This is a genomic window from Streptomyces sp. NPDC031274, assembly GCF_055570235.1.
The window spans coordinates 38,968-63,801 of the sequence record NZ_JBVIHP010000015.1; the positions used below are offsets into that span (position 1 = coordinate 38,968).

General features: G+C 70.6%; 19 protein-coding genes. 6 read left to right on the top strand and 13 right to left on the bottom strand.

Annotated features, from left to right (window positions below):
* Positions 1 to 36 precede the first annotated feature (36 nt).
* From ACZ5CR_RS23605 to ACZ5CR_RS23615, 3 genes are all read right to left on the bottom strand, one after another.
* Positions 37 to 960, bottom strand: coding sequence for a carbohydrate ABC transporter permease (locus tag ACZ5CR_RS23605; RefSeq protein WP_468860402.1), 924 nt, complete (start codon positions 958 to 960; stop codon positions 37 to 39).
* Positions 957 to 1,814, bottom strand: coding sequence for an ABC transporter permease (locus ACZ5CR_RS23610; RefSeq protein ID WP_468860404.1), 858 nt, complete (start codon positions 1,812 to 1,814; stop codon positions 957 to 959). The genes ACZ5CR_RS23605 and ACZ5CR_RS23610 overlap by 4 nt, the downstream gene beginning before the upstream one ends.
* Before the next feature lie 309 nt (positions 1,815 to 2,123).
* Positions 2,124 to 3,320 (bottom strand): ROK family protein, encoded by a 1,197-nt coding sequence (locus ACZ5CR_RS23615; RefSeq protein ID WP_468860406.1) that lies wholly within the window; start codon positions 3,318 to 3,320, stop codon positions 2,124 to 2,126.
* 124 nt (positions 3,321 to 3,444) lie between these two features.
* Between ACZ5CR_RS23615 and ACZ5CR_RS23620 the strand changes: the two genes are divergently transcribed.
* The 3 genes from ACZ5CR_RS23620 (at position 3,445) to ACZ5CR_RS23630 (ending at position 10,026) form a co-directional block, all read left to right on the top strand.
* Entirely contained in the window at positions 3,445 to 6,426 is a 2,982-nt protein-coding gene (locus ACZ5CR_RS23620; protein ID WP_468860408.1) for a glycoside hydrolase domain-containing protein, read from the top strand.
* A gap of 241 nt (positions 6,427 to 6,667) precedes the next feature.
* Positions 6,668 to 7,462 (top strand): ABC transporter ATP-binding protein, encoded by a 795-nt coding sequence (locus tag ACZ5CR_RS23625; protein ID WP_468860410.1) that lies wholly within the window; start codon positions 6,668 to 6,670, stop codon positions 7,460 to 7,462.
* Positions 7,462 to 10,026: an FtsX-like permease family protein gene (locus ACZ5CR_RS23630; protein WP_468860412.1), complete on the top strand. Its 2,565-nt coding sequence runs from the start codon at positions 7,462 to 7,464 to the stop codon at positions 10,024 to 10,026. Before ACZ5CR_RS23625 ends, ACZ5CR_RS23630 begins: the two co-directional genes overlap by 1 nt.
* Before the next feature lie 313 nt (positions 10,027 to 10,339).
* On the opposite strand, the gene ACZ5CR_RS23635 is transcribed toward ACZ5CR_RS23630, so the two are convergent.
* A complete protein-coding gene (locus ACZ5CR_RS23635; protein ID WP_468860415.1) occupies positions 10,340 to 11,584 on the bottom strand; it encodes a CapA family protein in 1,245 nt (414 codons plus the stop codon).
* Between the two features lie 290 nt (positions 11,585 to 11,874).
* Here ACZ5CR_RS23635 and ACZ5CR_RS23640 point away from each other — a divergent pair, with 290 nt between their 5' ends.
* Positions 11,875 to 12,387 carry a hypothetical protein gene (locus ACZ5CR_RS23640; protein ID WP_468860418.1) on the top strand — a complete coding sequence of 171 codons (513 nt, stop codon included), beginning with the start codon at positions 11,875 to 11,877 and terminating at the stop codon, positions 12,385 to 12,387.
* A 180-nt stretch (positions 12,388 to 12,567) separates the two neighbouring features.
* Positions 12,568 to 13,233: a zf-HC2 domain-containing protein gene (locus ACZ5CR_RS23645; protein ID WP_468860420.1), complete on the top strand. Its 666-nt coding sequence runs from the start codon at positions 12,568 to 12,570 to the stop codon at positions 13,231 to 13,233.
* A gap of 18 nt (positions 13,234 to 13,251) precedes the next feature.
* Here ACZ5CR_RS23645 and ACZ5CR_RS23650 read toward each other — a convergent pair whose 3' ends face one another.
* Together ACZ5CR_RS23650 and ACZ5CR_RS23655 are read right to left on the bottom strand one after the other, a co-directional pair.
* Complete coding sequence (locus ACZ5CR_RS23650; protein ID WP_468860423.1) at positions 13,252 to 14,112, bottom strand: Fpg/Nei family DNA glycosylase; 861 nt, start codon at positions 14,110 to 14,112, stop codon at positions 13,252 to 13,254.
* A 4-nt stretch (positions 14,113 to 14,116) separates the two neighbouring features.
* Complete coding sequence (locus ACZ5CR_RS23655) at positions 14,117 to 16,246, bottom strand: SpoIIE family protein phosphatase (protein WP_468860424.1); 2,130 nt, start codon at positions 16,244 to 16,246, stop codon at positions 14,117 to 14,119.
* A 141-nt stretch (positions 16,247 to 16,387) separates the two neighbouring features.
* On the opposite strand from ACZ5CR_RS23655, the gene ACZ5CR_RS23660 reads away from it, so the two are divergent.
* On the top strand, positions 16,388 to 17,809 hold the full coding sequence (locus ACZ5CR_RS23660) for a lipase maturation factor family protein (RefSeq protein WP_468860426.1): 1,422 nt from the start codon (positions 16,388 to 16,390) through the stop codon (positions 17,807 to 17,809).
* A gap of 3 nt (positions 17,810 to 17,812) precedes the next feature.
* On the opposite strand, the gene ACZ5CR_RS23665 is transcribed toward ACZ5CR_RS23660, so the two are convergent.
* Genes ACZ5CR_RS23665 through ACZ5CR_RS23695 form a run of 7 tightly spaced genes read right to left on the bottom strand, consistent with a single transcriptional unit; the run spans position 17,813 to position 24,830 of the window.
* On the bottom strand, positions 17,813 to 18,688 hold the full coding sequence (locus ACZ5CR_RS23665; protein ID WP_468860428.1) for an amidohydrolase family protein: 876 nt from the start codon (positions 18,686 to 18,688) through the stop codon (positions 17,813 to 17,815).
* Complete coding sequence (locus ACZ5CR_RS23670; protein ID WP_468860430.1) at positions 18,673 to 18,987, bottom strand: L-rhamnose mutarotase; 315 nt, start codon at positions 18,985 to 18,987, stop codon at positions 18,673 to 18,675. The genes ACZ5CR_RS23665 and ACZ5CR_RS23670 overlap by 16 nt, the downstream gene beginning before the upstream one ends.
* On the bottom strand, positions 18,984 to 19,994 hold the full coding sequence (locus ACZ5CR_RS23675) for an aldo/keto reductase (RefSeq protein ID WP_468860432.1): 1,011 nt from the start codon (positions 19,992 to 19,994) through the stop codon (positions 18,984 to 18,986). Before ACZ5CR_RS23675 ends, ACZ5CR_RS23670 begins: the two co-directional genes overlap by 4 nt.
* Before the next feature lie 5 nt (positions 19,995 to 19,999).
* Entirely contained in the window at positions 20,000 to 20,764 is a 765-nt protein-coding gene (locus ACZ5CR_RS23680; protein ID WP_468860434.1) for an SDR family NAD(P)-dependent oxidoreductase, read from the bottom strand.
* Entirely contained in the window at positions 20,761 to 22,131 is a 1,371-nt protein-coding gene (locus ACZ5CR_RS23685) for an L-fuconate dehydratase (protein ID WP_468860437.1), read from the bottom strand. Before ACZ5CR_RS23685 ends, ACZ5CR_RS23680 begins: the two co-directional genes overlap by 4 nt.
* 49 nt (positions 22,132 to 22,180) lie before the next feature.
* Entirely contained in the window at positions 22,181 to 23,218 is a 1,038-nt protein-coding gene (locus ACZ5CR_RS23690; RefSeq protein WP_468860439.1) for an ABC transporter permease, read from the bottom strand.
* Entirely contained in the window at positions 23,211 to 24,830 is a 1,620-nt protein-coding gene (locus ACZ5CR_RS23695) for a sugar ABC transporter ATP-binding protein (RefSeq protein ID WP_468860441.1), read from the bottom strand. The genes ACZ5CR_RS23690 and ACZ5CR_RS23695 overlap by 8 nt, the downstream gene beginning before the upstream one ends.
* Positions 24,831 to 24,834 lie beyond the last annotated feature (4 nt).

Genomic DNA, 24,834 nt, shown 5'->3' on the forward strand with positions numbered 1-24,834 from the left:
GTTTCAGGGGGCAAGAGGGTTCTGGGGGAGGGAAGTTCAGCCCTTGATGGCGCCCGTGAGCACGCCCTTGGTGAAGTACTTCTGCAGGAACGGGAAGAGCAGCAGGATCGGGATGAGCGCGATCATGACGACGGCCATGGAGATCGACTGCTGGGGCGGCATGTGGCTGACGCCGAGCTGGTCGCCCGAGATGGACTTGCCCTGGACGACGTAGGTCCGCAGGACCAGCTGGATGGGCCACTTGCCGGAGTCGTTCAGGTAGAGCATCGCGTTGAAGAACGCGTTCCAGTACGTCACCGCGTAGAAGAGGCCGACGACGGCGACGACTCCCTTGGAGAGCGGAAGGACGATGCGGGTCAGGATCCGCCAGTCGCCCGCGCCGTCGATCCGCGCGGCCTGGTAGAGCTCCTCGGGGATGTTCATGAAGAACGCCCGCAGGACCACGAGATTGAAGGCGTTGATCATGACGGGCAGGATCAACGACCAGTAGGAGTCGAGGAGTCCGAGCTCCTTGACCACCACGTACATCGGCACCATGCCCGGCACGAAGAGGAGCGTGAAGAGCACCATCAGGAGGATCGGCTTGCTGCCGGGGACGCCGCGCTTGCTGAGGCCGTAGGCGAGCGCGATCGTCGTCAGGAGCGAGAGTGCCGTGCCGACGAGCGTGATCAGGACGCTGACGACGACGGCACGGGAGACGATGCCTCCGGAGAGGATCGTCCGGTACGCCTCCAGGGTCGGGTCCGTGGGGAAGAGGACGAAGCCGCCCGCCTCGGTGATCTCCTTGCGGGAGGCGAGGCTGGTGGAGAGCACCGTGACGAAGGGCAGGATCATCACGGCGCAGATGACCGTGATGACGACGGCCTTGGCGGTCGAGCCGATCTTCGTGGGCGGCTCTTCCCAGGCGGGCCGCTCCTCGCGGGCCCGCGGCGATCGCAGGGGGAATCCGAAGCTGCTCATTTGCTGTACACCCCGTGCTCTCCGAAGGCGTGGGCGACCTTGTTGGCGCCGTAGATCATCAAGGCCCCGATGACGCCCTTGACCAGGCCCGCGGCGGCGCCGACGCCCCAGTCGCCGTAGACGACGCCGTGGTAGTAGATGTACGTGTCGAGGACTTCCGATGCGCGGGCCCCGACCGCGTCGCGCTGGAGCAGGAACTGCTCGAAGCCGACGGAGAGGACGTCGCCGAGGCGGAGCACGAGCAGCATGATCGTGACACCGCGGACGGCGGGCAGGGTGACGTGCCACATGCGGCGCCAGCGTCCGGCGCCGTCGACGGCCGCCGACTCGTACAGGCTCTGGTCGACGCTCGCGAGCGCCGCCAGGTAAATGATCATGCCCCAGCCGATGTCCTTCCAGATCACCTGTCCGGTGATGAGGAGGGAGAAGGTGTCGGGGTCGGTCATCACGTCCAGGGCGGACATGCCGTGGTCGCTCAGGTAGTTGCTGAAGAGGCCCGCGCCGCCGAGGACCTGCTGGAAGAGCGCGACGACCAGGACCCAGGAGATGAAGTGGGGCAGATAGACGACGCTCTGCACGAACTTCTTGATCCGCGGGCTGACCAGGCTGTTGATCAGCAGGGCGAGGGCGAGCGGCGCCGGGAAGAAGAAGATCAGCTGGAGCGCGGCGAACGCCAGGGTGTTGCGGACCGCCTCCCAGAACGCCGGGTCGGCGAAGAGCTCCTGGAAGTTGGCGAGGCCCACCAGAGGGCTGTCCTTGAAGCCGATGAAGGGCTGGTAGTCCTGGAAGGCGATGACGTTGCCGAGCATCGGCACGTAGAAGAAGAGCAGGAAGAAGAGCAGGCCCGGGGCCATGAGGGCGAGCATCACCCAGTTGTTCCGCAGTCGGACGCGGAGCGGGACACGGCGGTGGCGCGGCGGGTCCTGGGACTGTGGACACGACTTCGGATCCGACCCGGATGGTGGCGGCGACGCGGCGCGTGGCCTGCGTTGCGTTGCTGGGGATGTCACACGTACTCCCTGGCCTGGCGGCACGACGGAACAGAAAAGTGGCAGCCGACAGCCCGGAACGGCCGTCGAGAGTCGGCCAATTAAGAAGCCAACTTGCCTAAAGAGAGCCACATCATCGAAGCGTGACTCCCGCCCGTCAACCACCTTCCGGTCCTAGAGAGTTGGATTTTTCTGCGCGGCGTGATCGATGTGTTCCAGTGCGAGACGAGCTGCCCCGATTGCGGTGGATTCCTCGCCGAGTACGGAGGTTTGGACCGTCGGCCGGTAGGGGCAGAGCGCGCCGAGCCGTGCCGCGAAAGGCTCGCTGAGCAGGGCGCCCGCACGCGAGATCCCGCCGCCCAGCACCACGGACTGCGGGTCGAGTACGGCGACGTGGCGGGCCAGACTGTCGGCGAGCGCCTCGGCGAAGGCGCGCAGGGTGTACTCGGCCCCGCCGTCGCCCGCCGCCGCGGCGGTCACCACCGCGCGGGCGGCGTTCTCGCGCGTCGGCCTGTCCGCGCCCTGGTGCCCCGCGAACCAGTCGAGGAGCCGCTGGTAGCACCGCTCCCAGCCGTCTCCCGCGACCATCTCCCCCGCCGCGCCACGGTGTCCGCGGTGCAGTTCACCCCGGAGCCAGAGGCCGATGCCGAGCCGGTTGCCGACGTACAGGTACACGCAGTCGTCCGCGCCCACCGACACTCCCCCGGTGCACTCGGCGAGGGTCGCGAGCTGGATGTCGTTGCCCACGACGACGGGGCCGTGGCCCGGGTCGGCGAGTTCGCGGGTGAGGTCGAGGCCCGTCCACTGCGGCAGCGAGTCGCTCTCCACCACCCGGCCCGCCGCGTCCACCATGCCGCTGGTGCCGACGCCGGTCGCCAGCGGGCGCACATCCGCCGCCGCGGGCTGGGCCAGGCAGCCCGCGATCGCCTCGCGGACGGCGTCGAGGCGCTGCTCGGCGGGGAGTTCGGGCGTGACGGCGACGCGCTGGGTGGCCACTGTCCGGCCGAGCAGGTCGGCGGCGTGCACCAGGATCTTGTGCGCGCCGATGTCCACGCCGAGGACGTGCGCGGCCTCGGCCCGGAACCGAAATCTCCGGGCGGGCCTGCCCACACTTCCGCTGCCCGGCGTCAGCTCCACCAGGTGGCCCTCGCGCAGGAGCTGGGCCGTGAGGTCCTGAGCCGTGGGGCGTGACACCCCGATGAGCGTGGCGAGTTCGGGCACGGTGATCTCGTCCCGCTCGCGCAGCACGCGCAGGGCGGCTGCCGTGTTGAGCCGGCGCAGCAGCGACGGGTCCCCGCTCATGGCATTCATGGCGTTCATGGCGTTCGTGACACTCGTGGAACTGCTGGGACTCGTGGGTTCCTTCTTCATGGACTCCCCTCCCGGTCTGCCCGATTCAAGGCGTCCCCCTTGACAGCGCGATCGGTTGATCTCCAGGGTGACCCGGAGCGATTGAGAAACTTACCTAATAAATAGCGCCCTTGGGGGAGCACAGATGGGTGAGACTGGTCATCCGGAGCTGGCATGCGGGATCGGCTCCTGGGACAGCGACGTCTACGGTAACCACCGGCTTCTCGTACGTGCCGACACCGCCGACATCCGAGACACCGCGGCCCCGGCTGTCGCGGCCGAACTGCCGTGGCGGCGCCAGGATCCGGACCCCGGGGCGGTGGACGTGATCGTGGTCGGTCCTTCCGGGGAACGCGTGCGCAACACCGTGGCCGTGAAGGTCACCGCCGAGGCGGGGCGCATCGCCTTCGAGCCGGTGGACGGCCCCGGAACCTACGCCGTGCACTACCTCCCGTACGCGCACACGGGCAAGCCCTACTATCCACAGGCCGCCTACCGGCCGCCGACACAGACGGCGGACCCCGGCTGGGTGCACCGCTGCGGCCTGCACCACGCCACAGGCTGGGAGAAGCTGCCGCGCGCCGAGGCCTTCGGCTACGAGGCGGCGAGCGCGGTCGACTCCTTCGCGCCGCTCGGCTTCGCGGCGACCGAGGACGAGCGCACGAGCCTCCATCAGGCCTACGCGGACGAGCAGTTCCTCCTCTTCGGCGAGGACCGCGCCCACCCTCTCGGCCGCTATGAACGGCTGCCCGCGCGCTGGGCACTGGCCATCCCTCACGCACCGCTCGACGTCACGGCGGACCGCGGGGAGTTTTACGCGGTGCAGGTCGGCGTGTACGCGCTCCAGGAGTTGACGGACGTACGGGCCGAGGCTCGCGGGCTTCCCTTCTCCGTGCGGTGTCTCAGCACGGGCGGCATCGACGCACGCGGCCAGGCATTCGAGCGGCGTGTCGCGATCGGCGCCGGGCGTGCGGGGGCCCTGTGGTTCGGCGTGGAGGTTCCCCAGGACGCTCGACCCGGCCTGTATGAGGGGGAGTTGGCCGTCAGCGCACCCGGCGCCCCTGAGCGCGTACTGCCGCTGCGCCTCACGGTCGGCCAGGACGTCGTCTCCGACGGCGGCACCGGAGAGCCGTGGCGGCTCGCGCGGCTCGGATGGCTCGACTCGGCGCTCGCGCAGGACGACGAGACAGTGGCGCCGTTCACCCCGGTCGAGGCGGCGGAGGAGGACGACGGCCTGCGCCTTTCGATACTCGGGCGCACGATCGAGCTCGGCCCTGACGCGCTCCCCCGGCGGCTCGTCTCCACCTTCACACCGACGGTCACACGCGTCGACGGACCGCCCCGCGACCTGCTCGCCGCACCCGTCACGCTGGACATCGGCCGCCCCGTCGAACGGGGGCCGATCAGCCTCGACCGGCTTGGCCCGGCGCGGGTGCGCTGGTCGGCTCGGGCCGCCGGACAGGACGTACTCCTGCGTACCGAGGGCGAGTTGGAGGCCGACGGCTTCCTCGTGGTGCGCGCCACGGTCGAGGCGACCGCCGACACCGAACTCGATGTGACGCTGGACGTGCCGGTCCACGAGGAGGTGGCGCGGTACGCGATGGGGCTCGGCCTGACGGGCCGGGTGTGCCCGGCGACGTACGACTGGAGCTGGGACACGCCCACCCGCAACCAGGACGCGTTCTGGTTCGGCGACCCGGCGGCGGGGCTCCAGCTCAGCCTGCGTGACGAGCACTACGCGCGGCCGCTCAACACCAACTACTACCGGGAGAAGCCGCTGCGCACACCGCGGTCCTGGGCGGGCGACGGGGCGGGCGGGGTGCGGCTGCGGACGAGCGAGGGAGTGCGCCGCCTCTGCGCCTTCAGCGGGCCGCTCGCGCTGCGCGCCGGCGAGAGCCGGTGCTTCGAGTTCCGGCTGCTCCTGACCCCGTTCAAGCCGCTCGAACCGGGACGGCAGCTCTCCGAGCGCTACTTCCACGCGTACGCGTCGCCCGCGGAGATCGCGGAGTACGGCGCGAACGTCGCCAACCTGCACCATGCGACGCCACCCAATCCGTACATCAACGACCCGCTCCTGGGTGCCGACGCCCTGCACTCCTACACCGAGGAGGCGCACCGGCTCGGGATCCAGGTGAAGGTGTACGACACGGTCCGCGAACTGACGCGCCACACGCCGGAGTTGCCGGTCCTCGCGTCCCTGGGTGACGAGATCTTCGCGCCGGGGCCCGGGGGCGGGCACGCATGGCTGCGGGAGCATCTGGGCGGGGACTACGTGCCCGGGTGGGTGGCGCCCGACGTGGGGGACGTCGCGGTCGTCACGTCCGGTGACTCGCGGTGGCACAACTCCTATGTGAGCGGGATCGAGCGGCTGCGGCAAGTCGTCGGGATCGACGGGCTCTATCTCGACGACGTGGCGTACGACCGGACGACCATGAAGCGGGTCCGCAAGGCCCTGTCCGCTTCCGGTGAGGCGCCGCCGCTGGTCGATCTGCACTCGTGCAACCAGTTCCGCGAGCCGGACGGGTTCGCCTCCAGCGCCAATCTGTACGCGGAGCTGCTGCCGTACGTCGACCGGCTCTGGCTGGGAGAGCTCTTCGACTACGACGGTTCCGACAGTGCGGACGGCTCAGGGGGCGATCCCGCGTACTGGCTCGTCGAGATCTCGGGCATTCCCTTCGGCCTGATGGGCGAGATGCTGGAGGGCGGCGGAAATCCCTGGCGCGGCCTCGTCTTCGGGATGACGGCGCGGGCACCCATGACGGACGTACGGCCCCTGTGGCGGGCCTTCGACCAACTCCGGCTGCCGGAGGCGGAGATGACGGGGTGGTGGGCGACCGGCCCGTCACCGGTGCGGACCGGCCGGGACGATGTCCTTGCCACCACGTGGGAGGGCCCCGGCGGAACCGTGACGGCGCTCGCCTCCTGGGCCGGGGAGCCGGTGGACGTCGTCCTCGCCACGGACTCCGGCGCCGTCGCCGCCCGCGCTCCCGCGATCGAGGGATTCCAGCCGGAGCGGAGGTTCGCCGCGGGCGAGGCGATGCGGGTGGAGCCCGGACGAGGGTGGCTGGTGCGGGTCGGGTGCCCCGTTGGCACAGGCCTCACTGACCATCATCGCGTGTGCGGCTGACGTGTTGTCAGCGGGCTTTCCCCCGGATCACACCTATGGCTAGCCCCATGTTCACGGGTGGCGGAGTGCCACTAGTTTCATCAACTCCACACCGATTTCGGGCTACAGCCTGTGTATCCGTCAGCACTCAGAATTCGGGAGCGCCGCACGGAGGATTCCTGCTGCGTCAGGGTCTGGGCCCCAGGGCTCGACGGATGCGCCGCCGAGCCCGATGGGCTTCCCTGAGAGCTAGGAGATCTCCATGCGTTCGGAGCAAGAGCGGTCGAGCACGGCCGAGTTGCTGCGCTTACAGGACGTCCACAAGGTGTACGGGCGGTCGCGCAACAGTGTGGCGGCGCTGTCGGGGGTCTCGCTCGGCTTTCGGCGCCACACCTTCACCGCTGTGATGGGCCCCTCCGGTTCCGGCAAGAGCACCTTCCTGCACTGCGCGGCCCTCCTGGACCGGCCGACGTCCGGCAGCGTCTTCCTGGACGGTCAGGACCTGACGACGATGAACGAGCGCGCTTTGACCAAGCTGCGCAGGAACCGCATCGGATTCGTCTTCCAGAGCTTCAATCTGCTGCCCGCGCTGAACGTGGTGGACAACGTCACGCTGCCGCTGCGTCTTGCGGGCAAGCGGCCCGACCGCGGCCTTGTGGACGACGTCATCGAGCGCACCGGCCTCACGCCCCGCCGCAAGCACCGCCCGGGTGAGCTGTCCGGCGGTCAGCAGCAGCGCGTGGCGATCGCCCGCGCCCTGGTCACACGCCCGGTCCTGCTGTTCGGGGACGAGCCGACAGGCGCCCTGGACACCGAGACCGCGCTGGAGGTCCTGGGACTGCTGCGCGAGGCGGTGGACAGCGGCGAGCAGACCGCGGTGATCGTGACGCACGACCCGGTGGCCGCGTCGCACGCCGACCGCGTGGTCTTCCTCGTGGACGGACGGGTGAGCGCCGAACTCGAACGGCCCTCCGTCCAGCAGGTGGCGGGGCAGATGACCCGACTCGGCGCGTGGGGCCGGAAGCAGCAGCCCGTGGGCGCGGAACGGGTGATCTAGTGCTGCGTCTCGCGCTCAAGACCTTGCGGTACCGCAAAGGCGGGTTCCTCGCGTCGCTGATCGCGCTGTTCGTCGGTGCCGTCGTCGTACAGGGCTGCGGCGGCCTGCTGGAGACCGGCATCCGCGCTGACGTCAAGGCCGAGCGGCTGGCCGGGGCGCCCGTCGTGGTGACCGGCAGCCAGGACTATCCCGGTCACGCGGTCGGCTCCGCGACCGATCCGATGACCGAGCGAGTGCTGCTGGACGAGAACCTGGCGGACGCCGTGGCCAAGGTGCCCGGTGTGGCCGAGGCTGTGCCGGACGTCTCCGTACCGATCACCGCGCTGGCCGATCGGCCGGTCTCCGCGTCCGGGCACGGCTGGTCCAGCGCGTCGCTCTCGCCGTACAAGCTGGTCGCTGGCTCCGAGCCGACCGCGTCCGGTGAGGTCGTGGTGGACAGCGCCACCGCGAGAAGAATGGGGGTACGGCCGGGCGAGCGGCTGAAGGCGTCGGTGCGCGGCGTCCCGCACGTGTTCCGGGTCAGCGGAATCGCCGAGAGCCGCGTCGCCACCCGGTCCGCGCTGCTGTTCTCCGACGGCGAGGCGACCCGGCTGTACGACAGGGCCGGAAAGATCGACGACATCGGGGTGCTCGCCGCCCCGGGCGCCGACCCGGCCAAGCTCGCCGACGCGATCGATGAGGTCGTCGGGGACCGCGGTGCCCAGGTGCTCCGCGGCGACGATCGGGGAGTTGCCGAGTTCCCCGACGCGATCAGCGGGAAGCAGAACCTGATTCCGGTCGCGGGTGCGTTCGGCGGCCTGTCCACCATGGTCGCGATCTTCGTGGTGGGCAGCACCGTGGGCATGTTGATGCAGCAGCGCCGCAGGGAGATGGCGCTGCTGCGCACGACCGGGGTCACGCCGGGGCAGTTGCGCCGCATGGTGATGGCGGAGACGTTCGTGATCGCGTTGCTGGCGGCCGGCCTGTCGCTCGTACCAGGGCCCGTGTTCGGTCGCTTCATGTACGACGTCCTGGTCGGGCAGGACTTGATCCCGGGCGAGATGATCTTCAGCCAGGGGGTCATCCCGAAGCTGGCCGGCTTCGGAGCCACGCTGTTCGCGGCGCTGGCCGCCGCGTTCATCGCCTCCCGCCGGGTGTCGAAGGTCCGGCCCACCGAGGCGATGGCCGACGCGACGCTGCAGACCCGCTGGATCAGCCCCATCCGCATGATCCTGGCGTTCCTGTTCCTGGGCGGTGCGACCGCGCTCGCGATCGTGACGGCGTCGGTGATGACCGGGCCGATCGCGGCGAGCACGGCCGGGCCCGCCGCGATGCTCTGGGCGGTCGGGGTCGCCTTGGTCTCCCCGGGTCTGTGCCGCTGGCTTGCGGCTCTGCTGCGTTGGCCGGTCGGCTGGTTCACCGGCCTTTCGGGGCGTCTTGCGATGCAGAACGCGTCGGTACGCAAGGTCCGGCTGGCTTCGGCGGTCATCCCCATCATGCTGGCGACCGGTCTCGCCACAGCACTCATCTACCTGCAGACCAGTCAGGACGACGCCAACAGCCGGATGTTCACCGATGGCCTGAAGGCGGACACTGTGGTCAGCTCGCGGAGCGGTGCTCTTCCGCCGTCGCTCGTAGACACGCTCTCCCGCCTGCCGCAGGTCGCCGGCGCGTCCGCTTCGGTGTCCGGCGAGGCACGCCTGGAGACCGTCCTGGGCCCGGGCGAGGACGACAACGACACGGTGGCGGACCGTCGGGTCGAGCCGAGCCGGGTCGACCTGCAAGGGATCACGGCGTCCGGCGCTCGGCAGACGATCGGGTACCCGACGGTGCGGGGCGACTACAGGCGCCTGACCGGCGACAGCATCGTGCTGCCCACGGATGTGCTTGCCGACCGCGGCAAAGGCATCGGCGACCGCGTGAGGCTGCGCTGGGGCAACGGGGAGGCGACCACGATGACGGTCGTCGGATCGTTCACCCCGCCGCGCGGGTTCGCCTACGCGATGGTGCCCGCGACCGAACTGCTGCCCCGCACCACGACCGGCGTCCTGCCGCAGATCCTGGTGAAGGCGGAGCCGGGGGTGTCGTCCGCGGACCTGAAGGCGGCGGTACGCAAGGCGGCGAGCGATGTGTCCGGAGTCGTTGTCGTGGACCGCGCGGAAGCCACGGCGGCCCACGCGCAGAGCGATGAGAGCGGACGGGTGGCGAGCTTCCTGCTGGCCGCGGTGGTGGTCGGCTATGCGGTGATCGCCCTGATCAACTCGCTGATCGTGGCGACCGCCGAGCGGCGCGGCGAGTTCGCGCTGCAACGCCTGATCGGCTCGACCCGCGGCCAGGTGCTGTGGATGATGTCGGTCGAGGCGTTGGTGACGGCGCTGGTCGGGATCGTGCTCGGCACCGGGATCGCCGCCGGGTCGCTGGTCCCCTTCGGGCTGGCCCTGGACGGTTCGGTGCTGCCGAGCGGGCCCGCGTGGATCTACCTGACGATCGTCGGGGCCGCGGTGGCGCTGACGTTCGCGACGATCCTGCTCCCGACGTCGGTCGCGCTGCGGGCGAAACCCGCGGAGGCCGCCGTTGCTCCATGACCCCGTTCATGGACGGGAGGTGACGGGAGGTCAGCCGGGCGTCGGGGGCCTGGAGAGAGCGGCTCGGGGAAGCACGGCCCGACGTACGCCTCCCGCCGGACCCGGCGCCGACCGCAGCACGCCGATCGGGGCCGGGTGACCGCGGCCGACCGGAAGGCCTTGGCCGACCGGGGCTCCGCCGGGGAGGTCTCCCGACGGGCCGGGTCTCGGCGGTGTCGGACGCACTCCGCCCGTTCTGCTTCACGGCCAGGGTGGCAGCGTTCGCCGCGCCGTCGAGGTGCGCCCGGGAGGGGCCTTTCGGGCCGCGCCCCGGTTACTTGCCCATCACCAGGCCGTCCTTCCCCGCGCCCCGGCTCAGGACGACGCGGCGGATCCGGTCGCGGATGTCGGCGACGTCCGCGCCGCGAGCCAGCGCCGCGTTCAGGTTGGTCGCGCGCCCCGTGCCGGTGTTGAACCACTGGGGGATGAACTCGGCCTTCTTGACCTCCCAGCGTCCGCCGGGGGCAGCGGGCGGGGCGAACGTGAAGCGGCCGAGGGTGCCCTGGTTGCCCCGCGGGTCGTTCTCGCCGTCGTGATTGATCATCTCGCCCGCGATCTGGTCGCCCATGCCGTAGATGACCCAGGTCTTGTTGACCTTCTCGTACGCCTGAGGGACGTGCGCGTGGGTGCCCAGGATCAGGTCGATGTCGGCTCGGCCCCGCGTGCGGGACGCCGTGAGCTGTCTGCCGAGGCTCAGCTGACGGCGGTCCGGGGTGTTCTGCCACTCCGTGCCCCAGTGGACGGAGACCACGACCACGTCCGCGCCCGCCTTCCGGGCGGCGCGCGCGTCCGAGATGATCCGGTCGCGCTCCATGAGGTTGACCGTCCAGGGTTTGCCCTTGGGCAGCGGATTTCCGTTCGTGCCGTACGTGTACGCGAGCTGCGCCACCTTCGCGCCGCCCGCCCGCAGCCAGGCGGGGGATCTGCCCTCGGCGGCCGTGCGGCCCGAACCCGCGTGCTTGACGCCCGCCTTGTCGAGCGCGCCGAGCGTCCGGCGCACCCCCGCGGCGCCGTCGTCGAGCGTGTGGTTGGAGGCCGTGGAGCAGGCGTCGTAGCCGGTGGTCCTCAGGGCGCGGGCGATCTGGGGCGGGGACTTGAAGCTGGGGTAGCCGGAGTAGTCGCCGTTCGCGCCGTAGACCGTCTCCATGTGACAGATCGCCAGATCGGCCTTGGACACGACGGGTTCGACCCCCTTGAGCATCGGCACGAAGTCGTAGCCGTCGCCGCCCGCGTCGGTGTTGGCCCTGCTGATGATCGAGGAGTGCGGGAGCACGTCCCCGGAGGCGACGAGCGTGAAGGCGCGCGGGGCGTCCTGACCACCGCCTGCCGCCGACGGCGCGGGTGGCGGAGCATCCCGGCCGTCCCCTCGTGCGCCACCCGGGGGCTTTTCGCTCTGTCTCTTCGGATTCGGCTCCCGCACGGGCTTTTCATTCGCCGTACAGGCGGCGGTCGCGGCGAGAGCGGCTCCGATCATTACCGCCGCCAGAACAGCTGCTCCCTGTGATGTGCGCTGCGTCATCGACCAGTCTCCGTGAAGGGGGGATATTCGGCGAAATGAATCCACATTCGGACACAAGGTCGAGTCAAGTAACAATGCCGTCATAGTCCCTGAAACAGAGTCAAATCGCCGGGCCATGTGACACGAAGAACAGAGGGCTCCCCACCTGCGACGAAACCGAGGGTCAAGTCAAGCCTTCGCAAAGTGCCTTGCTCAGGGCCCCCTTCGGGTAATCGGCTGTCCTCATCCGTGTTCCGGATTGGGGTGCCAGAGGCCGGCGACGCGCACGGATCGGAGGAAGGCGAGACGGGATGCTGCACGAGAGCCGGGGAAACACGGAGGGCCCAAGCGGTGGCGAACTGGCGGTGCCGATGGCATGGCTGTACGCCGAGTACATCGCGGACGAATTACTGCGCACCGGCGATTTGATGCCGCCGGCATCTTTCGAATACCGCGCAGGGCGTGATGCCCTGGCCCTGACTATTTTCCTCTCCGACACGAAGAACGAACTGTCGGGCATCCGCGTGGTCTCCCAGCTGGAGACCTGGCTGTCCCTGACGGCGTACGACCAGCCGTGGCAGGACTGGGTCGGCGAGCGGATGGCCGTGCTCTGGGCCGACGCGATCACCTCGGGCGAACCGGCGCCCGACCTTGAGCTGGCCGACCTGGCGTGGCGGTGGCTGGAGGAGACGGAGCTGCTCGCCCCCGATCTGGACTCGGTGCCGGGCGGCGGTCCCGGCAGCGAGGACGACGGGCCCAAGGTGTGGACTGCGGCGTGGCGCCTGGGGCTGCCACTGGGGCACCTGGCGATCCATCTGTTCTGACCACCTGTTCCGACCACTTGTTCCGACCACTTGTTCCGACCATCTGTCCTGATGCCACGACAGCGACACTCTGGTGCCACGTACGAGTGTTCGCGTCCCGCGTCTTGAGTGATTCGTCGGTCCATTGCGTACGGGAGGGCAGGAAGCACCCCCTGCCCAACTCGTCACGCAAGGAACGCCATGAGGCCCCTGGAGCGGCATCGCGACGCCGGCGCCTACGCGCTCGGCGTACTCGACGCGGCGGACACCTTCCGCTTCGACGATCACCTCATGGACTGCCCCACATGTCAGGCCCTGGTGGACGACCTCACTCCGGCGGCACAGCAGTTGGCCGCCTACGACCGCCTCACGCCACCCCACGTCGAACCGCTGGCCGTTCCAGGACCCGGCCTGGTCGACCGGCTCCTCACCGAGACCGGACGGCTGCGCAGAACCGGTCGCAGACGGTGGCTGTGCGCGCTCGCGGCAAGCATCGTGATCGCCCTCGCGGCCCCTGTCACGGCGGTCCTGAGGGCCCACGGGCCGGGCCCGGAACAGATCACCGCCCGCGACGGCCGCACCGGCGTCTCGGCGACCCTGACCGCGCGCGGCCGCGACTGGGGCACGGACATCGGGCTCCGTATCCGCGACCCGTACAGCGCCCGCGCCTGCGAACTCGTCGCCGTGGCCGACGACGGCTCCGAGCAGACGGTGACGACGTGGAAGGCGCCCGCCGCCACACCAGCGGGCGAGCCCTCCGCGGGTCTGTCGACACGCGGCGGCGCGGCCATGCCCCGCGAGGACATCGCCCGCTACGAAGTGCGCTCGACCGACGGAGAGCACTTGTTGACCCTGCGCCGCCCCTGAACTCCGCACGGCAAAGGCCTACTTCAGCAACCGTGACATCCTCCGGTCCGCCAACGGCTTCCCGCCCGTCTGGCACGTGGGGCAGTACTGCAGCGAGGAATCGCTGAAGGAGACCTCGCGGATGGTGTCCCCGCACACGAAGCACGTCTCGCCGGTGCGGCCGTGGACCCGCAGGCCGCTCTTCTTCTCCGCCTTGAGGCGGCCCGCCGCTACCCCGCGCGAGCGCTCCACCGCCTCGGTCAGCGTGGCCCGCAGCGCCACGTACAGCCCGTGGACTTCCTCCTTCGTGAGGCTCGACGTGAGCTTGAACGGGGACATGCGGGCCGCGTGCAAGACCTCATCGCTGTACGCGTTACCGACGCCCGCGATCAGGGTCTGGTCCCTCAACGCGCCCTTGATCTGGCGGCGTTCGCCCGCAAGCAGCCCGGCGAAGCGGTCCTCGTCGAAGTCCGGCGTCAGCGGGTCGGGGCCGAGGCGGGCGATGCCCAGGATCTCTGACGGGGCGTCGGTCACGTACACCGCGAGGCGTTTCTGCGTGCCCGCCTCCGTCAGATCGAAGCCCTCGCCCGTCTCCAGGGCGACTCGCAGCGCGAGGGGGCCCTTGCCGGGGCGTGGCGGGCCGTCGGGGAGGCGGTCCTTCCAGTGCAGCCAGCCCGCGCGGGCGAGGTGGGTCACCAGATGCAGGCCGTCCGCGTCGAGGTCGAGGAACTTGCCGTGGCGCGCCACGGCGGTGACGGTGCGGCCTTCGAGGGCGGCGAGCGGTGGCTCGTACGTCTTCAGGACGCTGATCGCCACGGGCAGCACCCGGACGATCTCGTGCCCGACGATGTGGTCGGTGAGGAAGGCACGCAGCGCCTCGACCTCGGGAAGTTCCGGCATCCGCTCACTCCTGACCCTGCTGTTCCGGCTGCGCCGTCCGCGTGTCCTGAGGCTTGCCTTCCCCCTGCCCCCGGCTTCCCCGCGCGGGCACGACGAACTCGCACCACACGCACTTGCCGCTGCCTCGCGACTCGACACCCCACACGTCCGCCAGCATGTCCACCAACAGCAGCCCCCGCCCCGACACCCCCGATTCCCCCGCCTCCCTGCGCCGCGGCAGTGCGCTGGAGGAGTCCTCGACCTCGACGCGCAGGCGCCGGTCGCTGCCGCTGATGCCCCGCAGGGTCACGATCGCGGCGCCGTCGGTGTGCATCAGGGCGTTGGTGATCACCTCGTCCGCCACCAGCTCGATCTCGTCGGCGCGCTCCCGGGCGCCCCAGGCGCGTACCGCCGCGCGGATCATGTGCCGTGCCTCGGCGAGCGCCTCCGGATCCCCGGGGCCGACATGCTGCTGGAGGCGTCCGCCGGACCGGGGCGCGTCGACCATGCTGCGGCGCAGGAGCAGCAGCGCCGCGTCGTCCTCACCGCCCCGCTCGTCGACGATCGAGCAGAGGCGGTCGGCGAGCTGCTGCAGATCGCGAGGGCCCGTGCGGGCGAGCTCGCCCAGAGCCCGCATCCCGTCGCCCAGGTCGACGCCCGGCTCCTCGATGAGGCCGTCGGTGAAGAGCAGCAGGGTCTGGCCCGCGTCGAGCTCCAAGGTGGTGACCGGGTAGTCGAGGCTGCCGAACTCGGCCGAGAGGCCCAGCGGCAGACCGCCGTCGACCGGCACCCTGCGGCAGCTCCCGTCGGCCTGCCGCACGAGTGGGTCGATGTGTCCTGCCCGCACCAGCTGGACGACCCCCGTCGTCAGGTCGGCCTCCGCGTAGAGGCAGGTGGCGAAGCGATCGGTGTCCAGCTCGTGCAGGAACCCCGAGGCGCGGGCCATGACGGTGGCGGGCGGGTGCCCCTCGGCGGCGTAGGCGCGCAGCACGATGCGCAGCTGGCCCATGACGGCCGCCGCGTGCGTGTCATGGCCCTGTACGTCTCCGATGACCGCCCCTACACGTCCGCCGGGCAGCGGGATCACGTCGTACCAGTCGCCGCCGATGTCCCGGCCGAGCGCCGCCGAGCGGTAACGGACCGCGATGTCGGCGCCGGGCACACCGGGGATGGTGCGCGGCAGCATCGCCTGCTGGAGGCCCTGGGCGAGATCCTTCTCCTGCTCGTAGAACATGGCGCGCTGCAGGCTCTGCGCGATACCGCTGCTCAGCGCGACCAGGACGTCGCGCTCCTCCTCGGTGAAGCCGGTCTTGTCCTGGTAGAGCAGGCCGAGCACGCCGATCGGCCTGGCCTGCGCGATCAGCGGCAGGTACGCGGCCGATCTGATGCCCAGCTTGTCGATGTGCGGCCAGAGCTCCGGGTACGAGGCGGCGAACTCCGCGTCCGTCTCGATGAAGCGCGGCGAGAGCGTGCGCACGGCGTCGCTCATCGGATACCGCTCGTCGATCCGCGTGAACTTGGTGCCCGGCACGAAGCTGCCCTCGGGTCCCTCCGCGACCAGACGGATCCGCCCGGCCTCGACCAGGGCCATGACCAGGTTCGAGGCTCCCAGGTGCGCCAGGCCGTGGGTGTCCTTGAGTACGTCGATGACGTCCCGGACGGTACGGGCGTGCGCGAGGGCCGCCGTGGTGCCCTGCACGATGCTCGTGCGGCGGCGCCGGTCCTCCTCCTCGTCGGCGCGCTGGTGCCGGGCCGTGCTGTCGCCCAGTTCCTGCGTGGCGTCGCGGACGACGCCCACGATGCGGTACGGACGGCCCGTCCCGTCACGGTGGATGAACCCCTGGGTATGGGTCCAGCGCAGGCCGCCCTCGCGCAGCTGTACGCGGAAGTAGACGCCGTAGGTCTCGCTGCCGTCCTTCAGCGCCTGCGAGACAAGGGCGTCGAGGCGGTGCGACTCGGCCGTGGAGACCCGGATCGCGAGGGTCTCCGGGCGGCCGTCGAACTCGTCGGCCCGTATGTCGAAGACGTCCAGTGCCGAGGCGTCGAAATGCAGCAGGCGGCTGTCGAGGTCCCAGTCGAAGCAGCCTGTGCGGTTGAACGCCAGGATCGACCGTGGATCCGCTGGCCAGTCGTCCGGCAGTGACGTGGGCGTCATGACACTTCCTGATTCTTCGCCGTCGGGCGCGAGCGCGCACGCCGGGCGAGGGAGCGCCGACCGGCGGGGACTGTGGCGAACGGGTGACGGGCGAGGGGTGCGCCCTGGGGCTCCGGGCCGCTTTGGGCCCAAGATGGGCCTGTGGAGTGGTTCACCGCAGATCAGTACTGGCTCGGCCGCCTCGTCTTCCAGCGGGCGCTCGCCGCGGTCTACCTCGTCGCGTTCCTGGGCGCGGTGCTGCAGTTCCGTGCGCTGATCGGGGAACGCGGCATGCTTCCGGTGCCGCGCCACGTCGAGCGCGTGCCGTTCCGTAAAGCGCCGAGCCTCTTCCAGCTCCACTACTCGGACCGCTTCTTCGCCCTCGTCGCGTGGACGGGCTGCGCTTGCGCCCTTGCGCTGCTCGCGGGCGCCGACAGCCTCCTCCCCCTGTGGGGCGGCATGCTGCTCTGGCTCGTGCCGTGGGCCCTGTATCTCTCGATCGTGAACGTCGGGCAGAGCTGGTACGGCTTCGGCTGGGAGTCGCTGCTCCTGGAGGTGGGCTTCCTCGCCGTCTTCCTCGGCAACGACGAGACGGCACCGCCGGTACTCGTCCTCTTCCTGCTGCGCTGGGTGCTGTTCCGCGTCGAATTCGGGGCCGGGCTGATCAAGATGCGCGGCGACGCGTGCTGGCGGAAGCTCACCTGCCTGGACTTCCACCACGAGACACAGCCGATGCCGGGCCCGTTGAGCTGGTTCTTCCACCATCTGCCCAAGCCCGCCCACCGGGTGGAGGTCGCCTCGAACCACTTCACCCAACTCGTCGTGCCTGTCCTGCTCTTCACACCGCAGCCGATCGCGACAGCGGCGGCATGCGTCATGATCGCCACTCAGTTGTGGCTGGTCCTCTCGGGGAACTTCTCATGGCTCAACTGGATGACGATCGTGCTCGCCGTGTCCGTCCTGGACTTCGGGGGCGCGGGAGCGCCGTCGGACTCCCCCGCTCCCCCGCCGCTCTGGTACGAGGTGGTGGTCATCGCGGTGACGGTCCTGCTCCTGGGCTTGAGTTACCGGCCCACGCGCAACCTGTTCTCGCGACGGCAGATCATGAACTACTCCTTCGACCCGCTCCATCTCGTCAACGCGTACGGAGCGTTCGGCAGCGTCAGCCGCGTACGCCAGGAAGTGGTCATCGAGGGCACGGCGGATGCGACACCCCGTCAGGACTCCGAGTGGCGGGAGTACGAGTTCAAGGGGAAGCCGGGTGATGTGCGCCGCTGGCCGCGGCAGTTCGCGCCGTACCACCTGCGGCTCGACTGGATGATGTGGTTCGCCGCGCTCTCCCCGGCGTACGCGAGGCCATGGTTCGGCCCGCTGATCGAGCGGCTCCTGGACGGTGACCGGGACACCTTGCGGCTGCTGCGCCACGTCCCGTTCCCGCCGGACGCGCCTCCCGCGTACATCCGCGCCCGCCTGTACCGCTACCGCTACACGACCTGGCGTGAGCTGCGCGAGACGGGCGCCTGCTGGGAGCGGACGTACGTGCGGGAGTTCCTGCCGCCGACGCGGGTCGACGCACCTCGCTGAGAGTCAGAGGCGGTAGACGCGGGCAGCGGTCCCGGCGAAGAGGGCGGCGCGCTCGCTGCCGCTCAGCGACCCGGTCAACTGCCGTGCGGAGTCGACGACTTCGGCGTACGTGGCGGCCAGGGTGCAGACGGGCCAGTCCGAGCCGAACATGAGCCGGTCAGGACCGAAGGCGTCCAGGACCGTGTCCGCGTAGGGACGCAGGTCGTCGACCGTCCAGGTCTTGGAGTCCGCCTCGGTGACCAGACCGGAGAGCTTGCAGACGGTGTTGGGGAGCGCGGCGAGCGAGCGGACGGCAGTGGCCCAGGGTTCGAGGGCGCCGGATGCGACGGGCGGCTTGCCCAGGTGGTCCAGGACGAAGGTGAGTCCGGGGTGCTCCTGGGCGGCCTTGACGCAGGCGTGGAGCTGGTGGGGCAGGACGACGAGGTCGTAGGCGAGACCCGCCGCGCCGACGGCGGCCAGGCCACGGCGTACGTCGGGCCGCAGCAGCCACTTCGGGTCGGGCTCGCCCTGGACCTGGTGCCGAATCCCTACGAGGTGCTGCCCGCCCGGCAGTTGACGTAGCTCCGCGAGCGTATCGGCGGCATCCGGGCGGGTGAGGTCGGTCCACCCGACGACGCCCGCCACGAGGTCGCTGTCCGCCGCCAGAGCGAGGAATTCGGGGGTCTCCTCGGCGACGGTGACCGTCTGGACGAGCACGGTCGCGGCCACGCCCGCGGCGCGGGCCTGGGGCAGCAGGTCGGCGAGGGAGAAGTTCCGGCGGATCGGCGCGAGCGCCTCGCCGGTGATCCATTCCTGGTCGCGTACGGCGAGGTCCCACACATGGTGGTGCGAGTCGACGAGGTGCGGTGTCCCGGCATTCGACGTCACGGCAGCTCCCATACGACGGGGAGCCCTGCCCCCGCGCCCTCGGCCGAGTAGTCGTGCACGACGTCGAGGAGTTCGGCCATGCGCGCCTGCCAGGCGATGTTGACCGGCAACTTGTCCAGCTCGGCGAGCATACGGGCGTAGTCCTCGCACTCCAGGACGTGGAAGAGATCGGTGCCGCTGCGCCAGATCGTCCAGGATGTGGCGCCCGCCGCCCGGATGGCGGCGACCAGTTCGGCGGGCACCTCGCGGTGCGCGGCGTCGTACTCGGCGAGGCGGTCGGCCCGGACCTTGGTGTGCAGGGCGATTCTCACTTGGGGTCCTCTCCAGGTACGGGTACGTCGGCGGGCAGCAGCCCCTCGGCGCGGGCTTCTTTCCAGAAGTCGGCGGGGACGGCGGCCGCGAACTGCGCTGCCGCGTCCCGGACCTCGTACGGCGAGCGGGCGCCGACGAGGACGGTGGCCACCGCGGGGTGGGCCAGGGGGAAGGCCAGGGCCGCCGCGCGCAACGTGGTGCCGTGCCGCTCCGCCATCGCCTTCAGGTGGCGGGCGCGGTCCAGGAGGGCGCGGGGTGCGGTCGTGTAGTCGTAGGTCGCACCGGGTCTCGGGTCGGCGAGCAGACCCGAGTTGAAGACACCGCCGATCACCACCGCCCTGCCGCGCTCCTGCGCCGCCGGGAGCAGGTCGTTCAGGGCGCTCTGGTCCAGGAGCGTGTAGCGGCCCGCGCACAGCACGGCGTCGACGTCCGTGTCCCGGACGAAGCGGGTGAGCATCGCCGTCTGGTTCATGCCCGCGCCGATCGCGCCGACGACACCTTCGGAGCGCAGCCGCTCCAGGGCCGGGTACCCCTCGCGGAAGGCCTGTTCCGCGTGGTCGTCCGTGTCGTGGAGGTAGACGATGTCGACGCGGTCGAGGCCCAGGCGGGTCAGGCTCGCCTCCAGGGAGCGGCGGATACCGTCCGCGCTGAAGTCCCAGACGCGGCGGTGCGTCGCGGGTACGGCGAAGCCGTGGTCGAGGTCGTCGGCCACGGGCCCCGGAACCGCTTCGGGGAGGCGCTCTTCGAGGAGTCGGCCCGCCTTGGTCGAGAGCGTGTACGTCTCCCGGGGGCGCGCCCGCAGCGCCTCGCCCAGCCTGCGCTCGGAGAGGCCGATGCCGTAGTGCGGTGCCGTGTCGAAGTAGCGGATGCCCTCGTCCCATGCCGCGTCGAGCGTCGCGGCCGCCTCCTCGTCGGTGATCGGCGTGTAGAGGTTGCCGAGGCCGGCGGCGCCGAAGGACAGCTCGCTCACCTCGACGCCGGCGCGCCCCAGGGCGCGCCGGGCCATGCCGCTCACTGGCCCGCCGGCCGCAGCCGCAAGCCCTGCATTCCGCCGTCCACGGCGAGCGCGGTGCCGGTGGTGGCGCCGGAGAGAGGGCTGGCCAGGTAGGCGATGGCGCCCGCGACCTCGTCCGCACGGACGAGGCGCCCTGTCGGCTGCCGGGCAGCGAGAGCGGCACGCTCGGCCGCCGGGTCGGGCGCGGCGTCCAGGAGGCGGCCGACCCACGGGGTGTCCACGGTGCCGGGGTTGACGCAGTTGACGCGCACCCCCTCACGTACGTGATCCGCGGCCATGGCGAGCGTGAGGGAGAGCACCGCGCCCTTCGACGCCGAGTACAGGGCGCGCTGCGGCAGGCCCGCGGTCGCGGCGATCGAGCAGGTGTTGACGATCGCCGCGTGGGTGGAGACACGCAGGTGCGGCAGAGCGGCGCGGGTGGTGCGTACGATGCCGAGGACGTTCACGTCGAGCACCTCGTGCCACTGGGTGTCGTCATTGTCCTCGACGGTGCCCTGCGCGCCGATCCCCGCGTTGTTGATCAGTACGTCGAGTCCGCCGAGGTCGGCCACGGCGGCGGCGACGGCTTCGCGCACCGAGGCGTCGTCCGAGACGTCGGCGCGGTAGCCGGTGAGCGGCTTCTCCACACCGGCCGGGTCGAGGTCGAGCACCGCCACCTGGGCGCCGCGCGCGGCGAGCAGTTCGGCCGTGGCCCGTCCGATGCCGGAGGCTCCGCCGGTGACCAGGGCCTTCAGGCCCTCAAAGTCCTGGACGTCGGTCATGCGGCTGCTCCTTTGCCGTGTGCGGGGTTGCCGTGTGCGGGGTTGTCGTGTGCGAGGTCGGCGGCCCAGAAGGCGCCGTCCGGATAGGTGAACTCGGCGAGCGACTCGGCCCGCATGGTGGCCGAGAAGCCCGGCGCGGTGGGTGCCAGGTAGTGGCCATCGCGCAGCACGACCGGGTCGATGAAGTGGTCGTGGAGGTGGTCGACATACTCGATGACGCGGTTCTCGGTGGTTCCGGCGAGCGCCACGTAGTCGAACATCGACAGATGCTGGACGAGTTCGCACAGGCCCACGCCACCCGCGTGCGGGCAGACAGGGACACCGAACTTCGCCGCGAGCAGCAGGATCGCCAGGTTCTCGTTCACTCCGCCGACGCGGGCCGCGTCGATCTGCAGGATGTCGATCGCGCCCGCCTGGAGAAGCTGTTTGAAGACGATGCGGTTCTGTACGTGCTCGCCGGTGGCGACCTTGACCGGGGCGACCGCCTCGCGGATCGCCGCGTGGCCGAGGACGTCGTCGGGGCTCGTGGGCTCCTCGACCCAGTACGGGTCGAACTCGGCCAGGGCGCGCGTCCATTGGACGGCTTCGTCGATGTTCCAGCGCTGGTTGGCGTCGATCGCCATCCGGATGCCGGGCCCGATCGCCTCGCGGGCGGTACGGCAGCGGCGTACGTCGTCCGCCAGGTCCGCACCCACCTTCAGCTTGATCTGGGTGAAGCCGTCCGCCACGGCCTGGCGGGCGAGGCGGGTCAGCTTCTCGTCGCTGTAGCCGAGCCAGCCGGGTGAGGTCGTGTAGCCGGGGAAGCCTCGCTCCCGCAGCAGGGCTTCACGCTCGGCGGCTCCCGAATGCCCCAACTGAAGCATGTCCAGGGCCTCTTGGGGCGTAAGGGCGTCGGTGATGTAGCGGAAGTCGATCTGGGAGACGAGCCACTGGGGCTCGGCGTCGGCCAGGAACCGCCACAGCGGCTTGCGCGCGCGCTTGGCCGCCAGGTCCCACAGCGCGTTGACGACGGCCCCGATGGCCATGTGCATCACGCCCTTCTCGGGCCCGAGCCAGCGCAGCTGGCTGTCCCCGATCAGGTCGCGGTTCAACGTCCCCGGATCGGCGCAGAGTTCCTCGACGGACCGGCCGAGCACGTGGTGGCGCAGGGACTGGATCGCGGCGACCTGGACGTCGTTGCCGCGCCCGATGGTGAAGGTGAAGCCGTGCCCCTCCAGGCCGTCGTCGGCGTCGGTGCGAAGGACCACATAGGCGGCGGAGTAGTCGGGGTCCGGGTTCATCGCGTCGGATCCGTCCAGCTCCCGTGAGGTCGGGAACCGTACGTCGTAGGTGTCAACCGCGGTGATGCGGGCTGGAGTCGGGGACACGGGAGGCCTTTCCGGAAAGGGGCAAGGAGGCGGGGAACCCAGAGCGGGGTCAGTCCTGTGCGCGGCCGGTGGTGACGCGCGCGATCATCAGGGCGACCAGGATGATTCCGCCGTAGATGGCCTGGATCCAGAAGGACGGCACCTGGGCGAGAGTGAGCAGGTTCTGTACGACGCCGAGCAGCAGGACGCCGGTGAGGGCGCCGAACATGGTGCCCTTGCCGCCGTCGAGGCTGATGCCGCCGATAACCGCGGCCGCGAACACGGTGAAGATCATGTTCTGACCCTGGTTGGCGTTGATGGCGCCGACGTAGCCGGTCTGCATGAGTCCGCCGACGGCGGCGAGGACACCGGCGACGACGAACACGCCGAGCATCACGCGCTCGACGCGGATACCGGCGGCGCGTGCCGCGTCCGCGTTGCCGCCGATCGCGTACAGGGCGCGCCCCACGCGGTGGTACTTGAGGACGAAGCCCGCGATGCCGAAGGAGACCGCGGCCAGCCACACCGAGAGCGGGATGGTCAGGAACGTCGAGGTGGCGAGGGTGTAGAAGGCGTCGGGCATGCCGAAGAGCGTCTTGCCCTCGGTCGCGCCGACGAGCAGTCCGCGCAGCACGATCAGCATGGCGAGCGTGACGATGAACGCGTTGAGCTTGAGCTTCACCACGAGGATGCCGTTGAAGGCGCCGATGACCGCGCCGACGACGAGGATCGCGAGCAACGCCACGGCGGCGGGCATCTCGGTGCCGAATCCCGCCTGTGCGGCGGGCAGTACGAGCAGCGCGCCGACGGCGGGCGCGATGCCGACGACCGATTCGAGGGACAGGTCGAACTTGCCCGTGATCAGGACGAGGGACTCGGCGAGCACGACCATCGCGAGGGCGGCGGAGGCGCCGAGGATGGAGATGAGGTTGCGCTCCGTGAGGAACGAGTCGTTGACCAGGGTACCGAGCAGCATCAGGAGCAACAGGGCTGGTACGAGCGCCAGTTCGCGTGCGCGGCGAAGGAGGATGCTCTTCGCGGCGCGGCTCTCGGTGGTGCGCGTCGGTGCGGGGGCAGCCTGCGCGGCTGGGGCCTTGATGTCAGCCATGGTGGTCTCCTTGTGCCTCGGCCGCGGGCCGGTGGGGGCTTGTCGCGCCGTTCCCCGCGTCCCCTTCGGGGCTCGTCCGGTCGACCCCCTCGATTGATGCGATCAGGTCGTGGTCGTTGAAGCCCGCCGCGTGCTCGGCGACGACCCGGCCGTGGAAGAGGACCAGGACGCGGTCGCAGCGCCGCAGGTCGTCGAGCTCGTCGGAGACGACGAGGACGGCGGTGCCGTCCTCGCGGGCGTTGTCCATGCGGGCGAGCAACGACTCCTTGGACTTCACATCCACGCCCGCGGTGGGGTTGATGAGGACGAGGAGTCGCGGGTCGGAGGCGAGCGCTCGCGCCATGACGACCTTCTGGGCATTGCCTCCGGAGAGGTCGGACACGGGCTGATCGGGCCCCTCGGCGTGGATGTCGAGGCGGTCGATGAGCTCCTGGGCGAAGCCGCGCTTGCGTTCGGTGCCGACCAAGCCGTATTTGCCGAGCCGGTCGAGCACGGTCATCGTGGCGTTGTCGCCGATCGTCATCCCGAAGACCAGGCCCTGGTCGTGGCGGTCGCGCGGCACGCAGCCGACGCCGGCCCGCAGAGCCGCGGTCACGTCTCCGAAGGGAAGCTGCTTGCCGTCGAGTTGAGCGCTGCCGCCGACCGGCGTGTGCAGCCCCGCGATGGTCTCGGCGAGGTTGATCTTGCCGCTGCCGCTGGATCCGGCGAGGCCGACGACCTCGCCCTTGCGGACGGTCAGGTCGATGTCCGCGTACGACTCGCTGCTGAGGCCCTTGACGTCGAGCATCACCGGGGCGTCGGCGGGGACATCGGTCCGCACGACGGACTCCTCGGCCGCTGCCTGATCCCTCAGCGCCGCCTCGCCCGCCATGGCCTCGACGAGAGCGGCACGCGGCAGTTCGGCGACGGGCGCGGTGGTGATCCAGCGGGCGTCGCGCAGGACAGTGACGGTCTGGCACACCTCGTACACCTCTTGGAGGTGGTGCGAGATGAAGAGGAAGGTGACGCCGGACTCCTGGAGCGCCCGCATGCGCGTGAAGAGCCGCTCGATCTCACGGTTGTCGAGCTGCGCGGTGGGCTCGTCCAGGACGATGAACCGGGCCCCGAAGCTCAACGCCCTCGCGATCTCCACCATTTGGCGGTCCTCGACCTTGAGGTCGGCGGTGCGCGCCTCCGGGTCGACCCGCACGTCCCAGGTGTCGAGCACCTCCGCGGCCTGCGTGCGCAGCTTGCGCCAGCTGATGAAGCCGCCGCGCCCTTCCGGCTGCCGGTTGATGAAGAGGTTCTCGGCGACGGTGAGGTCGGGCACCACGGTGGGCTTCTGGTAGACGCAGGCCACTTTGCGGCGCCAGGCGTCGCGGTCGGTGAGCGGTGGTGCGGGCTCGCCGTCGAAGAGGACGGTGCCCGCGTCCGGGGCCTGGAGTCCGGTGAGGATGGTGACGAGGGTGGACTTGCCCGCGCCGTTGCGGCCGACGAGGGCGTGGGACTCACCGGGCAGGACGGTCAGCTGTCCGTCCTGCAGCGCGACGGTGGGTCCGTACCGCTTGGCTATGCCGGTGGCTTCGACGAGCGCGGTCGGCCCTTTCGGCCCCGGCGCGGGGGGCTTGGTCATCGGC

Excerpts from the sequence above, each read along its gene's own strand:
- ACZ5CR_RS23625 (WP_468860410.1), top strand. The coding sequence starts at position 6,668 with ATGCGTTCGGAGCAAGAGCGGTCGAGCACGGCCGAGTTGCTGCGCTTA.
- ACZ5CR_RS23605 (WP_468860402.1), bottom strand. The coding sequence starts at position 960 with ATGAGCAGCTTCGGATTCCCCCTGCGATCGCCGCGGGCCCGCGAGGAG.
- ACZ5CR_RS23640 (WP_468860418.1), top strand. The coding sequence starts at position 11,875 with ATGCTGCACGAGAGCCGGGGAAACACGGAGGGCCCAAGCGGTGGCGAA.
- ACZ5CR_RS23645 (WP_468860420.1), top strand. The coding sequence starts at position 12,568 with ATGAGGCCCCTGGAGCGGCATCGCGACGCCGGCGCCTACGCGCTCGGC.
- ACZ5CR_RS23610 (WP_468860404.1), bottom strand. The coding sequence starts at position 1,814 with ATGGCCCCGGGCCTGCTCTTCTTCCTGCTCTTCTTCTACGTGCCGATG.
- ACZ5CR_RS23675 (WP_468860432.1), bottom strand. The coding sequence starts at position 19,994 with ATGGCCCGGCGCGCCCTGGGGCGCGCCGGCGTCGAGGTGAGCGAGCTG.
- ACZ5CR_RS23620 (WP_468860408.1), top strand. The coding sequence starts at position 3,445 with ATGGGTGAGACTGGTCATCCGGAGCTGGCATGCGGGATCGGCTCCTGG.
- ACZ5CR_RS23655 (WP_468860424.1), bottom strand. The coding sequence starts at position 16,246 with ATGACGCCCACGTCACTGCCGGACGACTGGCCAGCGGATCCACGGTCG.
- ACZ5CR_RS23635 (WP_468860415.1), bottom strand. The coding sequence starts at position 11,584 with ATGACGCAGCGCACATCACAGGGAGCAGCTGTTCTGGCGGCGGTAATG.
- ACZ5CR_RS23615 (WP_468860406.1), bottom strand. The coding sequence starts at position 3,320 with ATGAAGAAGGAACCCACGAGTCCCAGCAGTTCCACGAGTGTCACGAAC.
- ACZ5CR_RS23665 (WP_468860428.1), bottom strand. The coding sequence starts at position 18,688 with ATGGGAGCTGCCGTGACGTCGAATGCCGGGACACCGCACCTCGTCGAC.
- ACZ5CR_RS23695 (WP_468860441.1), bottom strand. The coding sequence starts at position 24,830 with ATGACCAAGCCCCCCGCGCCGGGGCCGAAAGGGCCGACCGCGCTCGTC.
- ACZ5CR_RS23680 (WP_468860434.1), bottom strand. The coding sequence starts at position 20,764 with ATGACCGACGTCCAGGACTTTGAGGGCCTGAAGGCCCTGGTCACCGGC.
- ACZ5CR_RS23650 (WP_468860423.1), bottom strand. The coding sequence starts at position 14,112 with ATGCCGGAACTTCCCGAGGTCGAGGCGCTGCGTGCCTTCCTCACCGAC.
- ACZ5CR_RS23690 (WP_468860439.1), bottom strand. The coding sequence starts at position 23,218 with ATGGCTGACATCAAGGCCCCAGCCGCGCAGGCTGCCCCCGCACCGACG.